Source organism: Streptomyces sp. NPDC002643, assembly GCF_053592555.1.
In genome coordinates this window covers 97,117-116,540 of record NZ_JBSFVY010000014.1, presented here as the reverse complement: position 1 = coordinate 116,540, position 19,424 = coordinate 97,117, and the positions used below count along the sequence as shown (strand labels likewise).

Annotated in this window: 13 protein-coding genes; 3 read left to right on the top strand and 10 right to left on the bottom strand. The window is 68.5% G+C overall.

Annotation, left to right across the window (positions count from 1 at the left end; all coding sequences use genetic code 11):
• Positions 1-2 precede the first annotated feature (2 nt).
• The gene (locus ACWD4G_RS22305) at positions 3-6,947 is read right to left on the bottom strand and encodes a polymorphic toxin-type HINT domain-containing protein (RefSeq protein ID WP_451296003.1); all 6,945 of its coding nucleotides are present in this window, start codon (positions 6,945-6,947) and stop codon (positions 3-5) included.
• Positions 6,948-7,278: 331 nt separating this feature from the next.
• Between ACWD4G_RS22305 and ACWD4G_RS22300 the strand changes: the two genes are divergently transcribed.
• The gene (locus ACWD4G_RS22300; RefSeq protein WP_451296001.1) at positions 7,279-8,355 is read left to right on the top strand and encodes a phage baseplate protein; all 1,077 of its coding nucleotides are present in this window, start codon (positions 7,279-7,281) and stop codon (positions 8,353-8,355) included.
• Positions 8,356-8,376: 21 nt separating this feature from the next.
• On the opposite strand, the gene ACWD4G_RS22295 is transcribed toward ACWD4G_RS22300, so the two are convergent.
• Entirely contained in the window at positions 8,377-10,293 is a 1,917-nt protein-coding gene (locus tag ACWD4G_RS22295; protein ID WP_451295999.1) for an AMP-dependent synthetase/ligase, read from the bottom strand.
• A gap of 296 nt (positions 10,294-10,589) precedes the next feature.
• Here ACWD4G_RS22295 and ACWD4G_RS22290 point away from each other — a divergent pair, with 296 nt between their 5' ends.
• The gene (locus tag ACWD4G_RS22290) at positions 10,590-11,639 is read left to right on the top strand and encodes a MaoC family dehydratase (RefSeq protein ID WP_451295997.1); all 1,050 of its coding nucleotides are present in this window, start codon (positions 10,590-10,592) and stop codon (positions 11,637-11,639) included.
• A 47-nt stretch (positions 11,640-11,686) separates the two neighbouring features.
• On the opposite strand, the gene ACWD4G_RS22285 is transcribed toward ACWD4G_RS22290, so the two are convergent.
• From ACWD4G_RS22285 to ACWD4G_RS22260, 6 genes are all read right to left on the bottom strand, one after another.
• Entirely contained in the window at positions 11,687-12,352 is a 666-nt protein-coding gene (locus ACWD4G_RS22285; protein ID WP_451295995.1) for a TetR/AcrR family transcriptional regulator, read from the bottom strand.
• A 72-nt stretch (positions 12,353-12,424) separates the two neighbouring features.
• Positions 12,425-12,835, bottom strand: coding sequence for a DUF4229 domain-containing protein (locus tag ACWD4G_RS22280; RefSeq protein WP_451295993.1), 411 nt, complete (start codon positions 12,833-12,835; stop codon positions 12,425-12,427).
• A 121-nt stretch (positions 12,836-12,956) separates the two neighbouring features.
• Entirely contained in the window at positions 12,957-13,481 is a 525-nt protein-coding gene (locus ACWD4G_RS22275; protein ID WP_451295992.1) for an N-acetyltransferase family protein, read from the bottom strand.
• Positions 13,482-13,795: 314 nt separating this feature from the next.
• Positions 13,796-14,959: an aminofutalosine synthase MqnE gene (mqnE, locus tag ACWD4G_RS22270; RefSeq protein ID WP_451295990.1), complete on the bottom strand. Its 1,164-nt coding sequence runs from the start codon at positions 14,957-14,959 to the stop codon at positions 13,796-13,798.
• Positions 14,960-15,060: 101 nt separating this feature from the next.
• Positions 15,061-15,516, bottom strand: a complete 456-nt coding sequence (locus ACWD4G_RS22265) for an Lrp/AsnC family transcriptional regulator (protein WP_451295988.1) — start codon at positions 15,514-15,516, stop codon at positions 15,061-15,063.
• Between the two features lie 94 nt (positions 15,517-15,610).
• Positions 15,611-16,306 carry a UbiX family flavin prenyltransferase gene (locus tag ACWD4G_RS22260; RefSeq protein ID WP_451295986.1) on the bottom strand — a complete coding sequence of 232 codons (696 nt, stop codon included), beginning with the start codon at positions 16,304-16,306 and terminating at the stop codon, positions 15,611-15,613.
• A 95-nt stretch (positions 16,307-16,401) separates the two neighbouring features.
• Between ACWD4G_RS22260 and ACWD4G_RS22255 the strand changes: the two genes are divergently transcribed.
• The gene (locus ACWD4G_RS22255) at positions 16,402-17,028 is read left to right on the top strand and encodes a rhomboid family intramembrane serine protease (RefSeq protein ID WP_451295984.1); all 627 of its coding nucleotides are present in this window, start codon (positions 16,402-16,404) and stop codon (positions 17,026-17,028) included.
• 37 nt (positions 17,029-17,065) lie between these two features.
• On the opposite strand, the gene mqnP is transcribed toward ACWD4G_RS22255, so the two are convergent.
• Entirely contained in the window at positions 17,066-17,968 is a 903-nt protein-coding gene (gene mqnP / locus ACWD4G_RS22250) for a menaquinone biosynthesis prenyltransferase MqnP (RefSeq protein WP_451295983.1), read from the bottom strand.
• On the bottom strand, positions 17,965-19,422 hold the full coding sequence (locus tag ACWD4G_RS22245) for a menaquinone biosynthesis decarboxylase (protein ID WP_451295981.1): 1,458 nt from the start codon (positions 19,420-19,422) through the stop codon (positions 17,965-17,967). Before ACWD4G_RS22245 ends, mqnP begins: the two co-directional genes overlap by 4 nt.
• Positions 19,423-19,424 lie beyond the last annotated feature (2 nt).

Here is a 19,424-nt window from a genome sequence, read left to right as displayed (position 1 = left end):
AGCTAATCTCCGAGATTGTCCATGTAGTACTGGAAGAGGTCCGCCCTTGATTGGGCGCTCGGGTTGATCTTCTCCGGGTTGTTGGGGAACTTCGCCGCCGACTTGTTGTGGATGTCCTGGTAGAAGTTCCGCCAGTGCTCGGCGTCCTGTCGAGTCATCCCGATCGACTTCATTTTCGCCACCTGCTCCGGAGTCTTCAGCTTGCTGGCGTCCGCGAGGCTTCGCCCGCCCCACGCCACGTCACCGAAGGCCGGGCGTGATTCGAATCCCATCCGGGCCCACGTGGCGTCGAGCACCTCCATGCTGGGAACGTCACACGACGCGTTGTGCACCAGCACCGGTGTCTCGCCCGCCAGCACGTAGTAGGTGTGCAGGCCGTCGACGGTCAGGTTGTATGTGCGGGCCTTCTTCGTGAAGTTCCGGTTGGCGGTGACGACGACCGTGTCGCCGTCGTCCGTGCGCAAGGTCATGCCCGGGCGGAGATGGCCCGCCTGGACCCAGTCCCGTTGTGACGGGGACCAGAAGGGGTGCTCGTGGGTCGCGGTGAGGTTTTCTGTGCCGTTCTCGGTGGCGAGGGACAGCTCGTTGAAGTGCCTGTCGTCCTCGGTGACGATGAGGCGGGTGACCTTTCGGGGGCCGGTCTCACCGGTTCTCGGGTCGGTGGCGAGGACCTCGTCGCCGACCTTGACGTCCTCGATGTCCTTGGTCTTGCCGTCGGCCATCAGGACATCGGTACCGGCGAGGAAGCACTTGCAGCGCTTGCCGAACTTCCCGAGCCAGTCCCCGACGGCGTCGGCGCCCTTCTTGAGCACCGATTCGGGCACCAGCTTCAGCGCCTTGGCGAAGGGAAGGTCCGTGCCCGCCACGAGGCAGCTCTTCGCTCCGGAGCCGGAGAGGCAGTCCTTCCATGCGGTGGGGTCGGGCAGGACGAGCGAGGCGACGGTCTTGAAGACAGCCACCGTGACCGCGTTGTCGTACGGCTTGAAATCGATCTTCTTGCCGAGGGTCGGCAGGTCGCTGCCCGTCTTGTAGATGCTGTGGAGTTCGCCGTCGGCACGGTAGTTGTAGTGGGTGTTCTCGTAGTGGTAGGTCCAGGTTCCGTCACCGTTCGGGGTCATCCAGTCCCGGTAGGTGTCGTCGCCGTCCTTGCAGCCCCTGTCGCACATGGTGACCGGCTTGAGACCGTCGGGGTCCATGAAGCTGATCGGATTGTTGATCGAGTACGAGTACGCGTTGAGGTTCTGCGGTGCGTACGGCGTGACCAGCGGGTCCGGGCTGAGGAAGCGGCCCAGCGTGGCGTCGTACATGCGGGCGCCGAGGATGGACAGGCCCGTGGTGTCGTCCTCGGTCTTGCCCAGGAAGCCGCGGTCCGTTCCGGCGGGCAGGTCGGTGTCGCCGTTCTGGGCGCCGAAGGGCAGGTAGCGGCGGCGCGTCGGGGTGCCCGTGGCGGTGTCGACGGTCAGCTGGGTCGACGCCTGGGTGTCGGACATGACCCAGCTCAGCTTGCTGGTGGTCGGGTCCACCGCCGTGCGTGAGGCGACGACACCGCTGCCGTCGCTGTAGTGGCGCGTGGCCTTCGCGTCGGCGCCGGGTGCCTTGTGGACCTCCTGGCCGTCCAGGTACAGGACGTTCTCGTTCGGTGAGCTGCGCAGCAGCAGGCTGCCGCCGGCGTCGTAGACATAGCCGGTGGTGGTGGCCCCGCTGGTCGCGGTGACCTGGCCCAGGGCGTTCCAGGCGAGGTCGGTCGTGGCCCCGTCCACGGTACGGCTCTCCAGCTGGCCGGCGTCGTCGTAGGTGTAGCTGTCGGTTCCGGTCGGTGTCTTGACGGTGGAGACGGCGTGCGGGCGGGCGGCGCCGGCGGTGTAGGTCGACTGGTCGGCGGAGTAGCCGGGGTAGACGTAGTCGTTGACTTCGGCGCCGGTGGCGGTGGTGTTGGTGACCTTCTGCAGGTTGCCGATGCCGTCGTAGGTGTAGTCGAGCTGGTAGGGGTCCTGGCCGGTGGCCAGGTCGGTGGAGAAGGGGCCGGCGCAGCCGGTGGTCGCCGCCGAGGTCCAGGCGCGGGAGAGACGGTTCAGCTCGTCGAAGGTGTAGCACTGGTGCCGGCCGGTGATCCGGTCGGCGAGGTCGGTGGTCTGGCCCGCGTTGTCGCGCAGGTAGTCGTCGTTCTGGACGGTGCCCTTGGTGCTGGTGGTCGTGGTGATGTTCTTCAGCCAGCCGGTGCCATTGGCGTCGTCGTAGGCGTACGAACGGCGGGCCGTGGTACCGGTCGTGGCCGTGGTCCCGTAAGTGCGGTCGGTCAGGCGGCCCAGGCTGTCGAAGCCGGTCGCGTCGACGTAGACCGTGTTGTCGAGGTCGCTGGTGACCTTCTCCGGGTTGCCGAGGGCGTCGAACTGCGTGGTGACGGTCTCCTGCGGCAGGTCCCCGACTGCCGGGTAGGTCACGCTGGTCTGCTGACCGCCCGCGTTGTAGGTGGAGGCCGTCTTGTAGGTGCCCTGCAGTCCGCTTCCGTCGGCGGGGATCGTCGTCTGCGACTCGGTGACATGGCCGTCGACGTCGTAGGCGTTGACGGTGCCGGTGTACGCGTTGCCGCCCACGTAGGAGGTGGAGGTGGCGAGTTCACCGATGCCATTCGTGGCCGTGTCGTAGGTGTTGCGCGTCAGCACCGTCGAGCCGTTCTGCACGGTCAGCGGTCGGTTCAGGGCGTCGTAGGTGTGCGTCAGGACGGTGCCGTTGCCGTCCGTGACCGTCTCGACATTGCCGTTGCCGTCGTAGGTCGTGGCGCCGACGCCGTTCGGGTCGCTGTCGGGGTCGATGCCGCCGGTGCGCTCGCCGAGCCAGTTGTAGGTGTAGGTGGTGACGTTGCCCTTGGAGTCGGTGATCTTCGACAACTTGCCGCTACGGGTGTAGTCGTACGACGTCGTGTACGTCGACGGACCGAACTCCACGACCTTGCTGACCTGGCCGAACACATCGGTATACGTGTTCGTGCGCTCGCCCACCGGCGGCATCGTGGTCGTGTAGTCGCCGTGGAAGTTGACGCGTGTCTGACCCTGGGTCTGGGCGTCACCGTTCACCAGGATCAGGGACTGCGTGGAGCGGCCCGCGAAGTCGATCAGCAGATCGGTGTAGGAGGGCAGGTCCTCCACGGTCGGCAGGACCATGCCCGAGCCGGCGGCGTCCGCGTTGTAGAAGGCGGCGCTGGTGCCGGTGACATTGCCGGAGGTGTCGTAGCGGGTGGAGACGACCGTCCGGCCAGTGCCAGTGGGCGCCGGGGTCTGCGTCTCACGGGTGCGGCCCAGTCCGTCGAGGTACTCGTACGAGGTCGCGGTCTTCCCGCCCGATTCCAGCAGCGTCTTGGTGGTGATCCTCGGCGGAACCGAGGAGACCAGGTCGGGCACGCCCTCGCTGTTGTCCGCCATGGTGATCGTGTACGTGTACTGCACGGACGGCGTGCCGTCGGGGTACGCCGAGATCCGCGACGGCTTGAACACCTGGGCGACACGGCCCACGGAGTCGTGCACGAGGCGCGTGGTCTCGCCGTTGGCGTCCTCGATGCGGTACGGGGTCGCCCACAGCCGGGAGAACCACGTCGTGGTCGTCTGCGGTCCGGCCCCGGCGGTGGTGCCGTCCGGGTCGGGTGTGGTGACCTTGACGCCGTTCACCGGCCAGGACGTCGCCGGGGAGTACGTGGTCGTGGTGGTCTTCTGCTTGCCGTCCGTCGCGGTGAGCTGCCGACCGGCCTGGTCGTACGTCGCCTTCGTCTCGCGGTAGTTGGTGCCGTCGGTGTACGCGCGAACGGTGGTGGGCAGACCGTCGGCCGGCTTGTTGGTGGCGACCGAGGTCGCGCCGTCGTACAGGGTCACCGTGTAGGCGTCCTGGTTGGCCGACGACCTCGCCGCGCAGTCGGCGGCGTAGTGGCGGGTCTCGTCGGGCAGGACCATCCAGCGCTGGACCTGGGAGTCGGGGAAGTAGTCGGTGTTGTAGGCGCGGCCGTAGGTGGTGCACCGGTTGTCGTCGGTGTCGGACAGGCCCCAGTCGTTGGTGCGCAGAGGCAGGCCGTACTTGGTGCTGGCCGCCTCAGCGGTGTCGAACTCGTCCTTGACGATGTGCTCACGCCAGCCGGTCGAGGTCTTGTCGTGCGTGGTGGTCTTGGACTCGCGGACGAAGCGGGCGTCGGGCAGGCCGTCGTACTGGGCGGTGTTGTACACCCAGTACTCGTGCCAGACCCGCTTGTGGGACTGTCCGGAGCCGTCGCGGTTGCTGGTCTCCAGGATCTTGCCGTTCAGCCAGGCCGAGTCGGTGACCGCCGGACGGCCACTGTCGCCGTCGTCGACCGTGACACTGCGGGTGGCCGAGGGGTCGGTCTTGGACGTGCGGTCGCCGTCCATACCCCGGTACAGCCAGAAGTACGTGGAGGCCGCGTTGGACTTGGTGCCGGTGTGGACCTCGACCTGCTGATAGCCCCGCCACTCCGTCCAGGACTCGTCCTCGTCCTTGGTCAGCGGATCGTTGGGGAACGCCCAGGCCGGCTTGCCCACGTAGTCGTATGTGGTGGTCATGGTCGGGTCGCCGTCGTTGCCGGAGCCCGCGCCGGGGCCCGGGTCGACGCTCACCTTGGAGACCACGTACTTCTTGAACCAGCCCGTCTTCTCGTCCGTTGAGCCCTCGGGCACCCAGCGCTGCTTGAAACACGCCTGCGTGTTGTTGGACTCCGTGGGCAGGCTGTCGATGTCGCAGGCGTCCTGGTCGTCGTAGTTGCGGTACGTGACATTGACGAACGAACCGAGGTCGCCGTGGATCTGCGTAACCCGCCGGAAGTTCAGGACACCACCGCCGAGCTGGTTGTCCCGCCACTCACCGTTGATGTTGATGGTGGGCAGGGTGATGTCGTCGCCGTCGCCGTAGCCCTTGCGCTGCACATAGTCCAGCCACAGCGTGTTGTCGACCGTGCCCTCGGGGTTCGGCAGCCCGTACTTCATCTGGTACTGCATCGCCGGGTCCCACGGAGAGGAGTCGTTGTCCCGGACGAAGGTCTTGACGTCCCACAGCATCTTCGTGGCGAAGAACGTCGGCGAGTACGTCTCACCGGTGATCGTCTTGCAGCCGTCGTCGGCGGCCGTGCCGTCACACATCAGGTCCGTGGGGACATCCGGATACGAACTGGCGTTGGAGGAGATGGCCGGGCAGGCCGCCGGTTCACTGGCCAGCGGGTCCTTGTCCGCCATCCGCTCCACACAGCGGCCGACGTAACGCAGGTCCACCTTGGCCGGCAACTGCGCTCCGGAGATCTGGGAGGCCCAGCCGTACTCGATGCGCACCGGGTAGGCGGCGGAGTCGTAGGAACGGGCCTGGTCGGTCAGCAGCACGGACCGGTAGTGGTTCTGCTCCTTCTCATAGAAGTACGCGGTCTCGACCTCACTCTGGTCGACCACGCGGTCCAGACCCCAGCGGTAAGCCTGCTTGGTCACCCCGATACCGCCGCTGTAGCCGGGCTCACCCGCGTCGTTACCGAAGACGGGGACGGTCAGGACCGAGTCGGTGGCGCCGTTGGTGCGCTCGGAGCGGCCCCAGCCGAAGTAGTAGCGCATACCGTCCTGAGTGGACACCACCCAGTACTCGTCATCCGACCCGTGACCGCCAGTCAGGTGCTGCACCCGCCAGCCCGGGTCGTCCTTGACGTGGTACGAACCGGTGCCGTTGCCGTCCTGGACGAGGATCGAGCTGACCCCGTTGAAGTTGAGGACGTACATCGCGCCGTCGGGCTCGTTCGCCGTGTTCGGCGAGTCCCAGCACAGGTCCCCGACCCAGCCCGAGCCGGTGCCGTCGTCCTGGCAGCCCCGATAACGCCGCTCGATGAAGCCGATACCGCTCAGGTCCCAGCCGAGGCCCGCCCAGTTGGCCTGGGTGTTCTGGGCGGAGGTCATGCTGTCGACCGACTGGGAGTTGTACGACAGCGACAGCGAGGGCGCGTTGCCCGTGGGCGGCTTCGGCGCCTGCATCGGCAGGTTGTAGGTGAAGGCGCCCGAGCCCGTCGAGACGTTCCACGAACCGGACGGCTTCAGCGACGAGGCCCGGTAGTCACCGGCGTCCGACGACGAGCCCGCGGCCACGGCGTACACCGTCGCCGATGACGTGGTGGCCGCCATGGTGGACCGGGAGAGGTCCGAGCCCTCCTGGAGGGCGGGTGGCTCGGCGGTCGGGTCACCGTCCGCCTGAACCGTCGCGGTCAGCGTGCCCTTCACCGTGTCGTTGGAGACAGCGACAGGCTTCGCCTTGCCCGGAGAACAGCCCTTCGCCTTCGGGGTCGTCAACGCGCACGCGGGCAGCGACACCAGCCGCAGCCGGGAAGCGAAATTACCGCCGTAGGCGTACTTGAAGCCGGAGTAGTCGAGGGTGACCTGCACCGGACCGGCGGTCGCGGTGCCGTCCCGCCGGGTCACCTGCACACCGAGGCCGATACCACCCACCGGCGACAGCTTCTTGTGGTCCAGGACCTTCACGTCCACCTTGCCGGGGACGGTGGTCTTCGAGGACTGGGCACGGAAACGGGCCTTCGCCGGGGCCGGGCCCACCGAGACCGCCGCCTTGGGCGCCTCAGCCGTGCTGCCCGTGACGGCCGGGACGACCGGGACCTTCCTGCCCGACTTCAGCCCGGTCAACGACACCCGCGCCCGCGCCGACTTCGGCCAGACCGTACGGGCGGGCTTCGTGGGGGTGGCCTCCGCACGGTCACGCGGCACCCCTCCGGCGGACCGGGCCGCAACGTTCACCGGCTGCTTACGATCGGCCTTCGCGCTCTCGGCGGCCGACGCCACACCCTGCACGGTCGGCGCCGTCAGCAGCGACGCGGTCAGCGCCGCGACCAGCGCCCACGAACCCCGAACGCCATGTCTGCCGGGCAGCACCCGTATGCCACGCCCACTGCCACGTCTGCGCGTCAGTCGCACGGACCATCCCCCAGTTGCCCCGGCCGGGGCACCCCGGCACGTCCACGAACACGACCTGTCACCGGGACGAACACAGCATTCACCCAAGGCAATGATCAGGCCATCGAGGGACGCTAAACGGTCACCCGCCGACCGAGGTAGCCCCACATCCTCGGGCGAACAACACAAATCGCTACTTCACAGCCTCTTTACAGGTGTGACTTATCTCACGAATGGGAACCAGGTCGCGATCCCATGCCTGACCTGCGCATATGGGTCTGGTGCGGTCTGGCGTGGAGATGGTTGAATCCAGCGGCTGTTTGCACGCAACCAAGGGGGAGGCTTCCAGCGAATGAACGCCGACAGGGGCAGATCCAGCCACGGACCAAGCCGACGACAGATCCTCAAGCGCGCCGCCGGCCTCACCGGCGCCACCCTCCTGGGCTCCGCCGTCCTGGCCGGTGCCGGCACCGCGGCGGCGGCCGTGGCCACCTCCAAGCGCTTCGATCTGACCGACTCCTCCACCGAGTGGTTCCGCGAGATCTGGCTGCAGGACGTACGCATCCTGCAGTCGTTCTCCTTCGACAACACCAACAAGCACCTCTACACGGCGCAGTTGGTGCAGGCCGGACGACAGCTCCCGGGCGAGACACAGACGTACACCGGCACCCAGCGCGAGACCAACGGCGACCTGTGCATCACCCGGCTCGACTGGCAGGGCTACATCATCGGCCGGATGTATCTCAAGGGCTTCGGCCACGGCGTCTCCATCGCCGCCGAACCCTCCGGCAACAGCGCCTACCTGTGGACCGAGACGGCCGCCGTCCCCGACGGCAACAACGTCGGCTACGGCACGAAGATCGCCCGCTTCAAATTCACCAACGGAGCCGTCCTCACCCCCGACTCCCACCGCGTGACCGCCTACGACCCCGTACCCGGCTCCGACCACAACACCATCGCCGTCGACCCCGCCAACAGCCGCCTGGCGGTCCGTCATCGCATCGGCGGAACCTGGAAGATCAACCTCTACGACCTCGCCACCTTCAGATCCGGCACCTTCACCCCACTGGCCACCATCACCCAGCCCTCCGTACTCACCGGCGTCACCTTCCAGGGCTACACCACATTCGGCCAGTACCTCTACACCCTCGACGGCACCGCCTACACCTACGACACCTCCGGCAACCGCACCAGCGACAGCAACACCTACCTGACATCCATCGACTGGAACACCGGCACCGTGGTCCAGCGCAGCCTCAGCAAAGCCGGCGAAAGCCTCTTCTACCGTGAGCCGGAGGGCCTGGCCATCCAGATCCCCGACACCACCAACCCCACCGCCGCCCGCCTCCACATCGGCCTCGGCTCCGAGGAATCCCTCACCCAGACCGACAAGATGGCCAGCTTCTACTTCAAGGACCTTCTCGTCTGACCCCAGCCCCGGCGCGCCCGCCTACTTCTCGTACAACCCCTCGATCTCCTCAGCGAACGCCTCCTCGATGACCTCCCTGCGGAGTTTCATCGAGGGGGTCAGATGGCCCGCCTCCTCCGTGAAGCCGCCGGGGACGACGGTGAAGCGGCGGATGGACTCGGGGCGGGAGACCAGACGGTTGGCCTCGTCGATGGCTCGCTGGAGGACCGCGCGCAACTCCACGTCGTCGGAGAGGAGTTCGGGCGGGACGGCGTGCTTGGCGTTCATGTGCCGCCAGTGGGTGATGCCTTCGGGGTCCAGGGTCAACAGCGCGGTGACGTACGGCCGGCGGTCGCCCACCACCATCGCCTGGGCGATCAGCGGGTGCGAGCGGAGCCAGTTCTCCAGGGGGGCCGGGGCCACGTTCTTGCCGCTGTCGGTGACCAGGATCTCCTTCTTGCGGCCGGTGATCGTCAGATAGCCCTCGTCGTCCAACTCGCCGATGTCGCCGGTGGCGAACCAGCCGTCCGGGCCCGCCGGGACCACTCCGCCCGCCTGGGTGTCCCAGTAGCCGCGGAAGATCTGGCCGCCGTGCAGCAGGACTTCGCCGTCGGCGGCTATGCGGACGCGTGTGCCCGGGAGCGGCCGGCCGACCGTGCCCAGGCGGGGACGGACGGGTGGGGTGACCGTGACGGCCGCGGTCGTCTCCGTCAGGCCGTAGCCCTCGAAGACGTCGATGCCGGCGCCCGCGTAGAAGGCGGCGAGCCGACGGCCCAGCGGGGAGCCGCCGCAGATGACGTAACGGACCCTGCCGCCCAGCGCGTTGCGGATACGGCGGTAGACGAGGGGGTCGTAGAAGGTGCGGGCCGCCTTCAGGAAGGTGCTGGGGCCGGGCCCGGTGTCATGCTGTTCGGCCTCCAGGGCCTCGCCGTAACGGCGGGCGACGGCGGCGGCGCGGTCGAACGACGAGGTGCGGCCCATGCGTTCGGCGGAGGCGCGGGCGGTGTTGAACACCTTCTCCAGGACATACGGGATGAGCAGCAGGAACGTCGGCCGGAAGGACTTCAGGTCCGCCAGCAGATCCTCCGTGCGAAAGCTCGGCGAGTGGCCCACGCGGATGCGCGCCCGCATACAGGCGATCGCCACCATGCGCCCGAAGACATGGGCGAGCGGCAGGAACAGCAGCGTGGACGCCTCCTCGTCCGTCCTCGCGCGGAAGATCGGATAGAGGAGGTCGATGGCGTTGTCGATCTCCGCGAAGAAGTTGCCGTGGGTGAGGGCACAGCCCTTGGGGCGGCCCGTGGTACCCGAGGTGTAGATCAGGGTCGCCAGGGTGTCGGGCCCCAACACCCCTCGCCGTACGGCCACTTCCTGGTCCGAGACATCGCGGCCCAGCTCGGCGAGCCGGTCCATGTGGCCCTTCTCGAAGACCCACATATGACGCAGATCGGGGATACGGTCGTGCTCGGGGCCGAGGGCGGCGGCCTGCGCCGACGACTCCACGGCGAGCGCCACCGCGCCCGAGTCCTGGAGAATCCAGCGAGTCTGGAAGGCGGACGAGGTCGGGTAGATGGGAACCGTCACCAGCCCCGCCGCCCACGCCGCGAAGTCCAGCAGCGTCCACTCGTACGTCGTACGCGCCATGATGGCGATCCGGTCGCCCGGCATCAGCCCCTCGGCGACGAGCCCCTTCGCCACGGCGAGCACCTCCGCCGCGAACTCGGCGGCCGTCACATCCCGCCACCGGATCTCCCCGTCCGGGCCGTCGGCGGTGTCGGCCTTGCGGTTGAGGACCACGGCCTCGGGGGCGTGGTCGCGGTTGTCGAACGGGATGTCGGCGAGCGAGCCGTACGTCACCGGTGTGGCCAGCGCGGGCACGTACGCCTCCCGCACGACGCCGTCCAGCCGCTTCAACTCGGGTTCCACGAGCACGGGTTCGGTGCGGTCGAGGCTGGACACGGGCGGCTCCTGGGCGTTCGGTGTGTCCGGATCGTACGGGCCTGTTGTGTGAGGTTTGTGTGAGTGCGGCGGTGGTCCAGGGATGGTCCGGGGCCAGGGATGTGCAGTGTGGCCGACCGCTCCCTCGCAGGTCAAAGGGGTGTCAAGTTACCTGAGGGTCGCTCAGCTCCTGGGCCCGCGACGGGCGTTCCGACCTCCACGAATGACACTTACCTCGGGTAACCTTACTTCGGAGTAAGAAAAGGAGTCCGGTACGAGGAACCGGTTCGTCCGGTACGAGGAAGGGGAAACCGGCCATGCACACCCTCACCCTCACCGACTCACCCTCCCTGGGCCCACTCCTCGCCCGGGGCGCGCTGCGATCACCGGGCAAGGGCAGGAGGCTGTCCGGGAGGACGGGGGCGGGGGCGGGGGCGATGTCGGAGCCTTCGGAGGCCTCGGGGGCCTCAGGGGCCTCAGGGGCCTCAGAGAGTTTGGGGGCATCGAAGGCGTCGCCGGGGCTACCGGAGTTGCCCCGGCTCGTACTCCCCGGCGTCCGGATCGATCTCGCTCGGCTGGCCGCCTACGAGCGGGTCTGCGGCTTCCCCACCGGCGAGGACGCCGTGCCGCTCACCTACCCGCACGTCCTCGGCTTCCCGCTCGCGATGCGCCTGATGTCCGACCGGGCCTTCCCCCTCCCCCTCCTCGGCCTGGTCCACACCTCGATCGAGATCACCCGGCGGCGGCCCCTCCCCGCCACCGGGGAGTACGAACTGTCCGTGTACGTGGCGGAATTGCGACCCCATCGACGAGGGACCGAGGCGGTGGTGGTGACCGAGCTGAGGGACGGCAGGGAGGACCCTGAAGAGGTCGGCTGGGAGTCGCGGAGTACGTATCTCGCGCGGCACCGGGTCGGCGACGCGGCGGTGAAGGAGAGGACGCGCGGGTCCAGCCCGTTGCCCGCGGTGGCCGAGTGGCGGCTGGCCGGGGATGTCGGCCGACGGTACGGGGCGGTCTCCGGCGACCGGAACCCGATCCATCTCCACGCCCTCACCGCCCGTCTCTTCGGCTTCCCCCGCGCCATCGCCCACGGCATGTGGACGGTGGCCCGCTGCCTCGCACAGCACGGAACACCCCCGGCGACCCTGGTCCGCGCCGAGTTCAAGGCACCGGTCCCGCTGCCGAGCACGGTGACGTACGCGGCGGAGGGGCGGGCCGGGGGCGACTTCGAACTGCGGAGCGGCGGCGGCCGGGCCGAAGGGGGCCAGGCCGAGGGCGACCGGTCCGAAGGAGGCCGAGGTGAAGGTGGCCGAGGTGAAGGTGGTCGCGTGCATGTACTGGGCAGTGTGTACCCGCTGATCTGCTGAACGCCCGGACGGACGGCCGTAGATGCGGATGCGGTGGTTGCCGAGGCTCAGGACTCCTCGGCCAAAGCGGTGTCCGCCGGCGGACTCCACGGGCGGCCCTCCATCAGGTCGCCGAGGCCCGACCAGGCGAAGTTCATCAGGGTGGCCGCGGCCTGGCGGGCGGTGAGGCCGGGGGTGGCGTTGGCCCAGGCGGCGAGGGCTTCGGCGGCGCCGACCAGGGCCTCGGCGAGACCGGCGACCTCGCGCTCGGGCAGGGACGGGTCACGGCGGGCCTCACGGGCGCCGGCCAGTATCAGCCCCGTCACGAACGCGACCATCTCCTCCCGCATCGCGGCCACCTCGGCGGCGAACGGTTCGCCGTGCGTACGGGCCTGCAGATGCAGTACGGCCCAGGCGTCCGGGTTGCGCGCGGTGTGCGTGAAGAACGCCCGCAGCCCTTCCCACAGTTGCCGGTCGGCGGGCAACCGGGGGTTCACACCGGCGCGTACGGCGGTGGTGAGGGCCTTCGCCTCACGGCGGATGCAGGCGGTGAAGAGGTCTTCCTTGGAGTTGAGGTACAGATACACCAACGGCTTGGACACGCCCGCCAGTTCGGCGATCTCGTCCATGGAGGCGGCCCGGTACCCCCGCTGCCCGAAGGTCCGCACGGCCGCGTCCAGCATCTGCTGTTCCCGCACCGCACGAGGCATCCGTTTGCTCTTCACTGCACCCATACGAGCAAGCGTACGTTTCGAACGCCGCGAAAGATCCGGGTGAACGCCCGGGGAGGGATTACGGGCTACGGGCTACGAGGCCTTGCCCGATGCGGTGCTCTCGGCGGCCTCCGCGTGCTCGGCGACGGCCTCCGCGTGCTCGGCGACGGCCTCAGCGTGCTCGGTGACGGCCTCGGACGTCTCCGTCCGGTCGCGGGCCTCGTCGTCTGCCTCGTCCTCCTGGCTGCGGTTGGCGGCGAGGTTGGACTTGACGCGGTTGATGCGCTGGTCGAGGTGGGGGGCGATTCGGGCGGAGGCCCGGTCCCGCTCCTTGCGCAGGGCCACGAAGCTGATCGGCGCGGAGATCACCAGCGACAGCAGGATGATCCACATGCCGTTGGACGCGCCGAGGCCGCGCGGGGCGATACCGGTGTAGACGAGGCCCCAGACGACCACGAAGCAGCCCACGAAGATCCCGAGGCGCATCAGTGTGTAGCGGAGCATCTCAATCCACTCTTCCGTTCCGGACCGATCCGATGAAGCGTCGCCACAAGGGCACCGTCCAGTGAAGCACGGTCGGAGCACGATCTTGTAAGGGGGTGCGGAGCCGCCCGGTGGACGAACATCAGTGCAGCGGCAGCAGCATCATGATGTCGTCGCGGTGGTCGTCGGGGGCCACCCGGATGGCGCCCGGGACGCGGCCGACCTCCTTGTAGCCGCAGGAGGCGTAGAAGTGCTCCAGGCCGAGGCCGCCGCGGCAGGTGAGGCGGATGGCCTCTATGCCGTCGAAGCCGCGGGCCGCGTCCTCGGCCGCCGCCAGGAGGTCACGGCCGTAGCCCTTGCCCTGGTGGGAGGGGTGGACCATCACCGTGTAGAGCCAGACCCAGTGGGTCATCAGCCGGTGGGTGTTGAAGCTGAAGAACGCCGTGGCGGCCGGCGTGCCGGCCTCGTCGAACCCTACGAGGAGCCGATGCCGGCCCTCGGCCATCGCCACCAGATGCTTCACCAGCTCGGGCCGTATCGCCTCCGGCGACACCGGCGGCACGAACCCGACGGCACCGCCCGCGTTGGACACATCCGCCCAGAGGGCGAGGATGTCGTCCCGGAGGGAGGGGGTGAGGGGCGGGTCGAGCCGAAAGGTAAGGGGCATAGGAGAAGGGTACCTGTTACGTTTGGGGCGCCCACGGGGTAGGGGGATGGGTTCGTTGGCGGGTGCGGGTGGGATGTGGTTGCTCGCGCAGTTCCCCGCGCCCCTAAAAGACACGGCCCCTGCGGGCCGAAAAGCACACGGGGGTGCGGGCCGATGAAAAGCGGGGCGCAGCCCCTGCTTTTCAGGGGCGCGGGGAACTGCGCGACCAGCCCCCGCCCACCCGCACCCGCCAACGAACCCAAACCCTCCCGCACGCGCCGCGAGGGCGCCTACTCACGATGGCGAGTCGGGTGGGTGGGCGGGCAAAAAACCGTTCAGACTCGCATCGGCTGGGGTGATTCCCGCCGCCCCGCGTCAGCGCCCTCGTACTCCCGGATCACCTCGTACCGAGTGTTCCGCTCCACCGGGCGGAAACCGGCATCCCGGATGAGGTCCAGCAAGTCCTCCCGGGTCAGCTTGTTCGGCGTACCAAAAGAGTCCGCGTCATGCGTGATCTTGTACTCCACCACCGAGCCGTCCATGTCGTCGGCCCCGTGCTGCAACGCCAGTTGGGCCGTCTGCACCCCGTGCATGACCCAGAAGACCTTGACGTGCGGCACGTTGTCGAACAGGAGACGGGACACCGCGAACGTCTTCAACGCCTCCGCCCCGGTCGCCATCTGAGTGCGGGCCTGCAGCCGGTTGCGTACCTTGCCGTCCTTCATGTCCACGAAGTCGTGCTGGTAGCGCAGGGGGATGAAGACCTGGAAGCCGCCGGTCTCGTCCTGCAGTTCACGCAGCCGCAGAACGTGGTCGACCCGGTGCCGAGGCTCCTCGATATGCCCGTACAGCATGGTGCACGGGGTCTTCAGCCCCTTCTCGTGCGCCAGGCGGTGGATACGCGACCAGTCCTCCCAGTGGGTGCGGTGGTCGACGATGTGCTGCCGTACCTCCCAGTCGAAGATCTCGGCGCCACCGCCGGTCAGCGACTCCAGCCCCGCGTCGATCAGTTCGTCGAGGATCTCGGAGGCCGAGAGCCCGCTGATCGTCTCGAAGTGGTGGATCTCCGTGGCCGTGAACGCCTTCAACGACACGTCCGGCAGGGCCGCCTTCAGCTCGCGCAGCGAACGCGGGTAGTACCGCCACGGCAGATTGGGGTGCAGCCCGTTGACGATGTGCAGCTCGGTGAGGTTCTCGCTCTCCATCTCCTTGGCGAGCTTGACGGCCTCCTCGATGCGCATCGTGTACGCGTCCTTCTCCCCCGGCTTGCGCTGGAAGGAGCAGTACGCGCAGGAGGCCGTGCACACGTTGGTCATGTTGAGGTGACGGTTGACGTTGAAGTGGACGACGTCGCCGTTCTTCCGCGTCCGCACCTCGTGCGCCAGCCCGCCCAGCCACGCCAGGTCGTCCGACGCGTACAGCGCGATGCCGTCCTCACGGGTCAGCCGCTCACCGGAGCGAACCTTCTCCTCCAGCTCGCGCTTGAGCCCGAGATCCATGCCTCCGCCTTTCACCGACGACCTACCTGCCTGACAAACCCGCTCAACCGTACTCCCCCACCCTTCGGGCGGGCGGTGCCCCCATACGGCCCTGAACGGGCCTACCGCTCCTCAGGCAATTCCCCCACCCGGTTCTCCCACTTCGTGGAGAGCACGATCGTCGTACGGGTCCGGGAGACGCCCTTGGTGCCGGAGAGCCGGCGGATGGTCTTCTCCAGACCGTCGACGTCGGAGGCGCGCACCTTGAGCATGAACGAGTCGTCGCCCGCGATGAACCAGCAGTCCTCGATCTCGCCCAGGTCCCGCAGCCGGTTCGCCACGTCCTCGTGGTCGGCGGCGTCGGAGAGGGAGATACCGATGAGCGCGGTCACCCCGAGGCCGAGCGAGGCCGCGTTCACGGTGGCGCGATAACCGGTGATGACTCCGGCCGCCTCCAGCCGGTTGATGCGGTCGGTGACACTGGGTCCCGACAGTCCGACGAGGCGTCCCAGCTCCGCGTAGGAGGCCCGGCCGTTCTCCCTCAGGGCCTGGATGAGCTGCCTGTCCACCGCGTCCATGCGATCGGTTGCCTTCCGCTGAAGAGTTGAACGGTTGAAGAGTCGTGCGAGCACTCACTGCTCGAACAATCAAGTAATCAAGTAACTCGAACAATCAAGTGATACGGGAAGCGCGTGCCCCTCCCACATCGCCCTCCCAGCGCCGGTACAGGCCGTGCGGGACGCCCGCCGCGTCCAGCGCCCGTCCGGCGACGAAGTCCACCAGGTCCTGGATGTGGGTGGCCCCCGCGTAGAAGGCCGGGGAGGCGGGCAGGACGGTCGCGCCCGCGTCGTCCAGCGTCACCAGATGCCGCAGGGTCTGGCCGCCCAGAGGCGTTTCGCGTACGGCGACGATCAGCGGGCGGCGTTCCTTGAGGGTCACGCTCGCCGCCCGCTGGAGCAGGTCCTTGCTCAGGCCCAGGGCGACACCCGCGACGCACGCCGTGGACGCGGGGACGATGAGCATGCCCTTGACCGGGTACGAGCCGGAGGACGGTCCGGCGGCCAGGTCACCCGCGCTCCAGTGCCGTACGCGGTCGCCTTCGAGGTCCACGGAGAAGGTGCCGGGCTTGCCGTCCGCGCCACGCGACAACCATTCCCGCAGGTCGTCACGCCAGTGCGCGTCTCGGAAGGAGATCCCCGTCTCGTCCAGCAGGGTCAGCCGCGACGCCCGGGACACCACGAGGTCGACGCTCTCACCGGCGGCGAGGAGCGCGCGCAGCACCGCGGCGGCGTATGGGGTGCCGGAGGCGCCGGAGACCCCTACGATCCAAGGCGGACGCCGCGTCTCTCCTGGCTTGACTGGGTTCACGACCCCGAGCCTATCCGGCGCCGCGGGACGGGAACCGGCCAAGGGGGCACGGCCGTTTCACTGAGAGGACGGGTGCGGTCGAGTCGGGGGTTGACATGTCGGGTGAAGTGCGTGGTGCGCCGGGCGGCAGGCGGGTGTGGTCGCGGGGGGACCGGGCGAAGGCCGCCGCCAAGCTGATGGTGGCCTGGGTGGCGCTGCTCTGGCTGCTCGAAGTGATCGACGTGGCGAGCGGTCACAGGCTGGACGACTTCGGGATCATGCCGCGCTCGGTGCCCGAGCTGGTGGATGTGGTGCCGTCCGCCTTCATCCACTTCGGCTTCGGCCATGTCGCGGCGAACAGCGTCCCGCTGCTGGTGCTGGGCTTCCTCGCGGCGCTCGGCGGGCTGCGTCGCTTCGCCGCCGTCTGCGCCCTGATCATCGTCGCCGACGGCCTGGGCGTCTGGCTGATATCGCCGGACTACACCAACACGGCGGGCGCCTCGGGCGTGATCTTCGGCCTCTTCGGCTTCCTGCTGGTCAGCGGCTTCGTGGAGCGCCGTCTCGCCGGTGTGGCCGTGGGCATCGTAGTCGCCGCCATCTGGGGCGGCTCCATACTCGCGGGCCTCGCCCCCACCGAGTCCGGCATCAGCTGGCAGGGCCATCTCATGGGCCTGGTGGCGGGAGTGGCGGCGGCGTTCCTGTTCCGCCGCCGCGAACCGGGCCGCTCGGCGCTCACCGCGTAGCTCGTACGTCCGTAAGGCGCCCCCTCGGACAGTCAACTCACACAGTCAACCCCCGCATCAGCAGATCCAGCAGCGCGCACGCGAACAGCGCGATGCCGATGAAGCCGTTGACGGAGAAGAACGCCCGGTTGAGGCGGGAGAGGTCGTGCGGGCGGACGATGGTGTGTTCGTAGGTGAAGGCGGCCGCCACGACGGCCAGGCCCAGCCAGAAGAACGTGCCCGCGTCCGTCACCAGCGCGTACCAGACGAACAGGGCGGTCGTGAGGATGTGGCAGACCCTCGCGGACCGGATCGCCGCCGGGATGCCGAAGCGGGCCGGGACGGAGAGCACCCCCGACTCCCGGTCGGAGTCGACGTCCTGGCAGGCGTAGATGAGGTCGAAGCCGCCGATCCAGATACCGACGGCGAGGCCGAGGATCACCGCCTCCCAGGACCACTCCCCGGTGATCGCCAGCCAGCCGCCGACCGGCCCCATGGCCTGGGCGAGGCCGAGGATGGCCTGGGGGTAGTTCGTGAAGCGTTTGCCGTAGGGGTAGACCACCATCGGGATCACGGCGACGGGGGCGAGGGCGAGGCAGAGGGGGTTCAGCAGGGCCGCCGAGCCCAGGAAGACCACGACGGCGATCAGGGCGCCCGTCCACGCGTGGCGGACGGACATCGCGCCCGTGACCAGCTCGCGGTGCGCCGTACGCGGATTGCGGGCGTCGATCTCGCGGTCGATGATCCGGTTCACCGCCATGGCGAACGTCCGCAGACCCACCATGCAGATGGTGACCAGCAGCAGCCGGCCCCAGTGGATGTTGCCGTCCAGCTGGAACATGGCCGTCAGGGAGGCGATGTACGCGAAGGGCAGCGCGAAGATCGAGTGTTCGATCATGACCAGGCGGAGGAACGCCCTGGTGCGCCCCGGCTGAGGAAGCGCGGCTGAAGCGCTGGTCACAGTCCGTACTCCTTCCAGCGGCGGTCCACCAGCGCCGCCGTATCCGGGTCCGACTCGACCATGTCCGGCCAGCCACCGTCCCTCGTATAACCCTCCTCGGGCCACTTCCTCGTCGCGTCGATGCCCGCCTTGCCGCCCCAGAACTGCTGGTAGGAGGCGTGGTCGAGGTGGTCCACCGGGCCCTCCACCACGGTCAGGTCGCGGGAGTAGTCCGTGTTGCCCAGGGCCCGCCAGGACACCTCGTGCAGATCGTGGACGTCGCAGTCGGCGTCCACGACCACGATCAGCTTGGTCAGGGACATCATGTGGGCGCCCCAGATCGCGGACATGACCTTCTGCGCGTGCTTCGGGTACTTCTTCTCGATCGAGACGATCGCGCAGTTGTGGAAGCCGCCCGACTCGGGGAGGTGGTAGTCCACGATGTCCGGCACGATGATCTTCAGCAGCGGCAGGAAGAACCTCTCCGTCGCCCGCCCCAGCGGCCCGTCCTCCGTCGGCGGCCGCCCCACCACGATGGACTGCAGCAACGGCCGCTTCCGCATCGTCACACAGTCGATCTTGAGGGCGGGGAAGGGCTCCTGCGGGGTGTAGAACCCGGTGTGGTCGCCGAAGGGCCCCTCCGGCAGCATCTCGCCCGGCTCAAGCCAGCCCTCCAACACCACCTCCGCCTGCGCGGGCACCTGCAACGGCACCGTCTTGCAGTCGACCATCTCGATCCGCTTGCCCGCCACGAACCCGGCGAACAGGTACTCGTCGATGTCACCGGGAAGCGGGGCGGTGGACGCGTACGTCACGGCCGGCGGGCACCCGAAGGCGATCGCGACGGGCAGCCGCTCACCCCTGCGCGCCGCCACCTGGTAGTGGTTCCGGCTGTCCTTGTGGATCTGCCAGTGCATCCCGATGGTGCGCTTGTCATGGCGCTGGAGGCGGTACAGACCCAGATTCCGTACGCCGCTCTCCGGGTCCTTGGTGTGGGTGAGCCCCAGGTTGAAGAAGGAGCCGCCGTCCTTGGGCCAGGTGAACAGCGCCGGCAGCCGATCGAGGTCCACGTCCTCGCCCTGGAGGACGACCTCCTGCACGGGCGCGTTCTCCGTCTTGACCTTCTTCGGCGGTACGTGGGTCATGGCGCCGAGCTTCCCGAAGGCCTCGCGCACGCCCACGAAGCCGTGGGGCAGTTCGGGCTTGAGCAGCCCGCCGATCTTGCCGCTGATGTCCTCGTACGACTTCAGCCCCAGGGCCTTCAGCAGCCGGCGGTCCGTCCCGAAGACGTTCATCGCGAGGGGCATGCTGGAGCCGCGTACGTTCTCGAAGAGCAGGGCGGGGCCGCCGGCCTTGTTGACCCGGTCGACGATCTCCCCGACCTCCAGATACGGGTCGACCTCGGCCTTGACGCGCTTGAGATCGCCCTCGCGTTCCAGTGCGCGGAGCAGGGAGCGAAGATCGTCGTATGCCATGG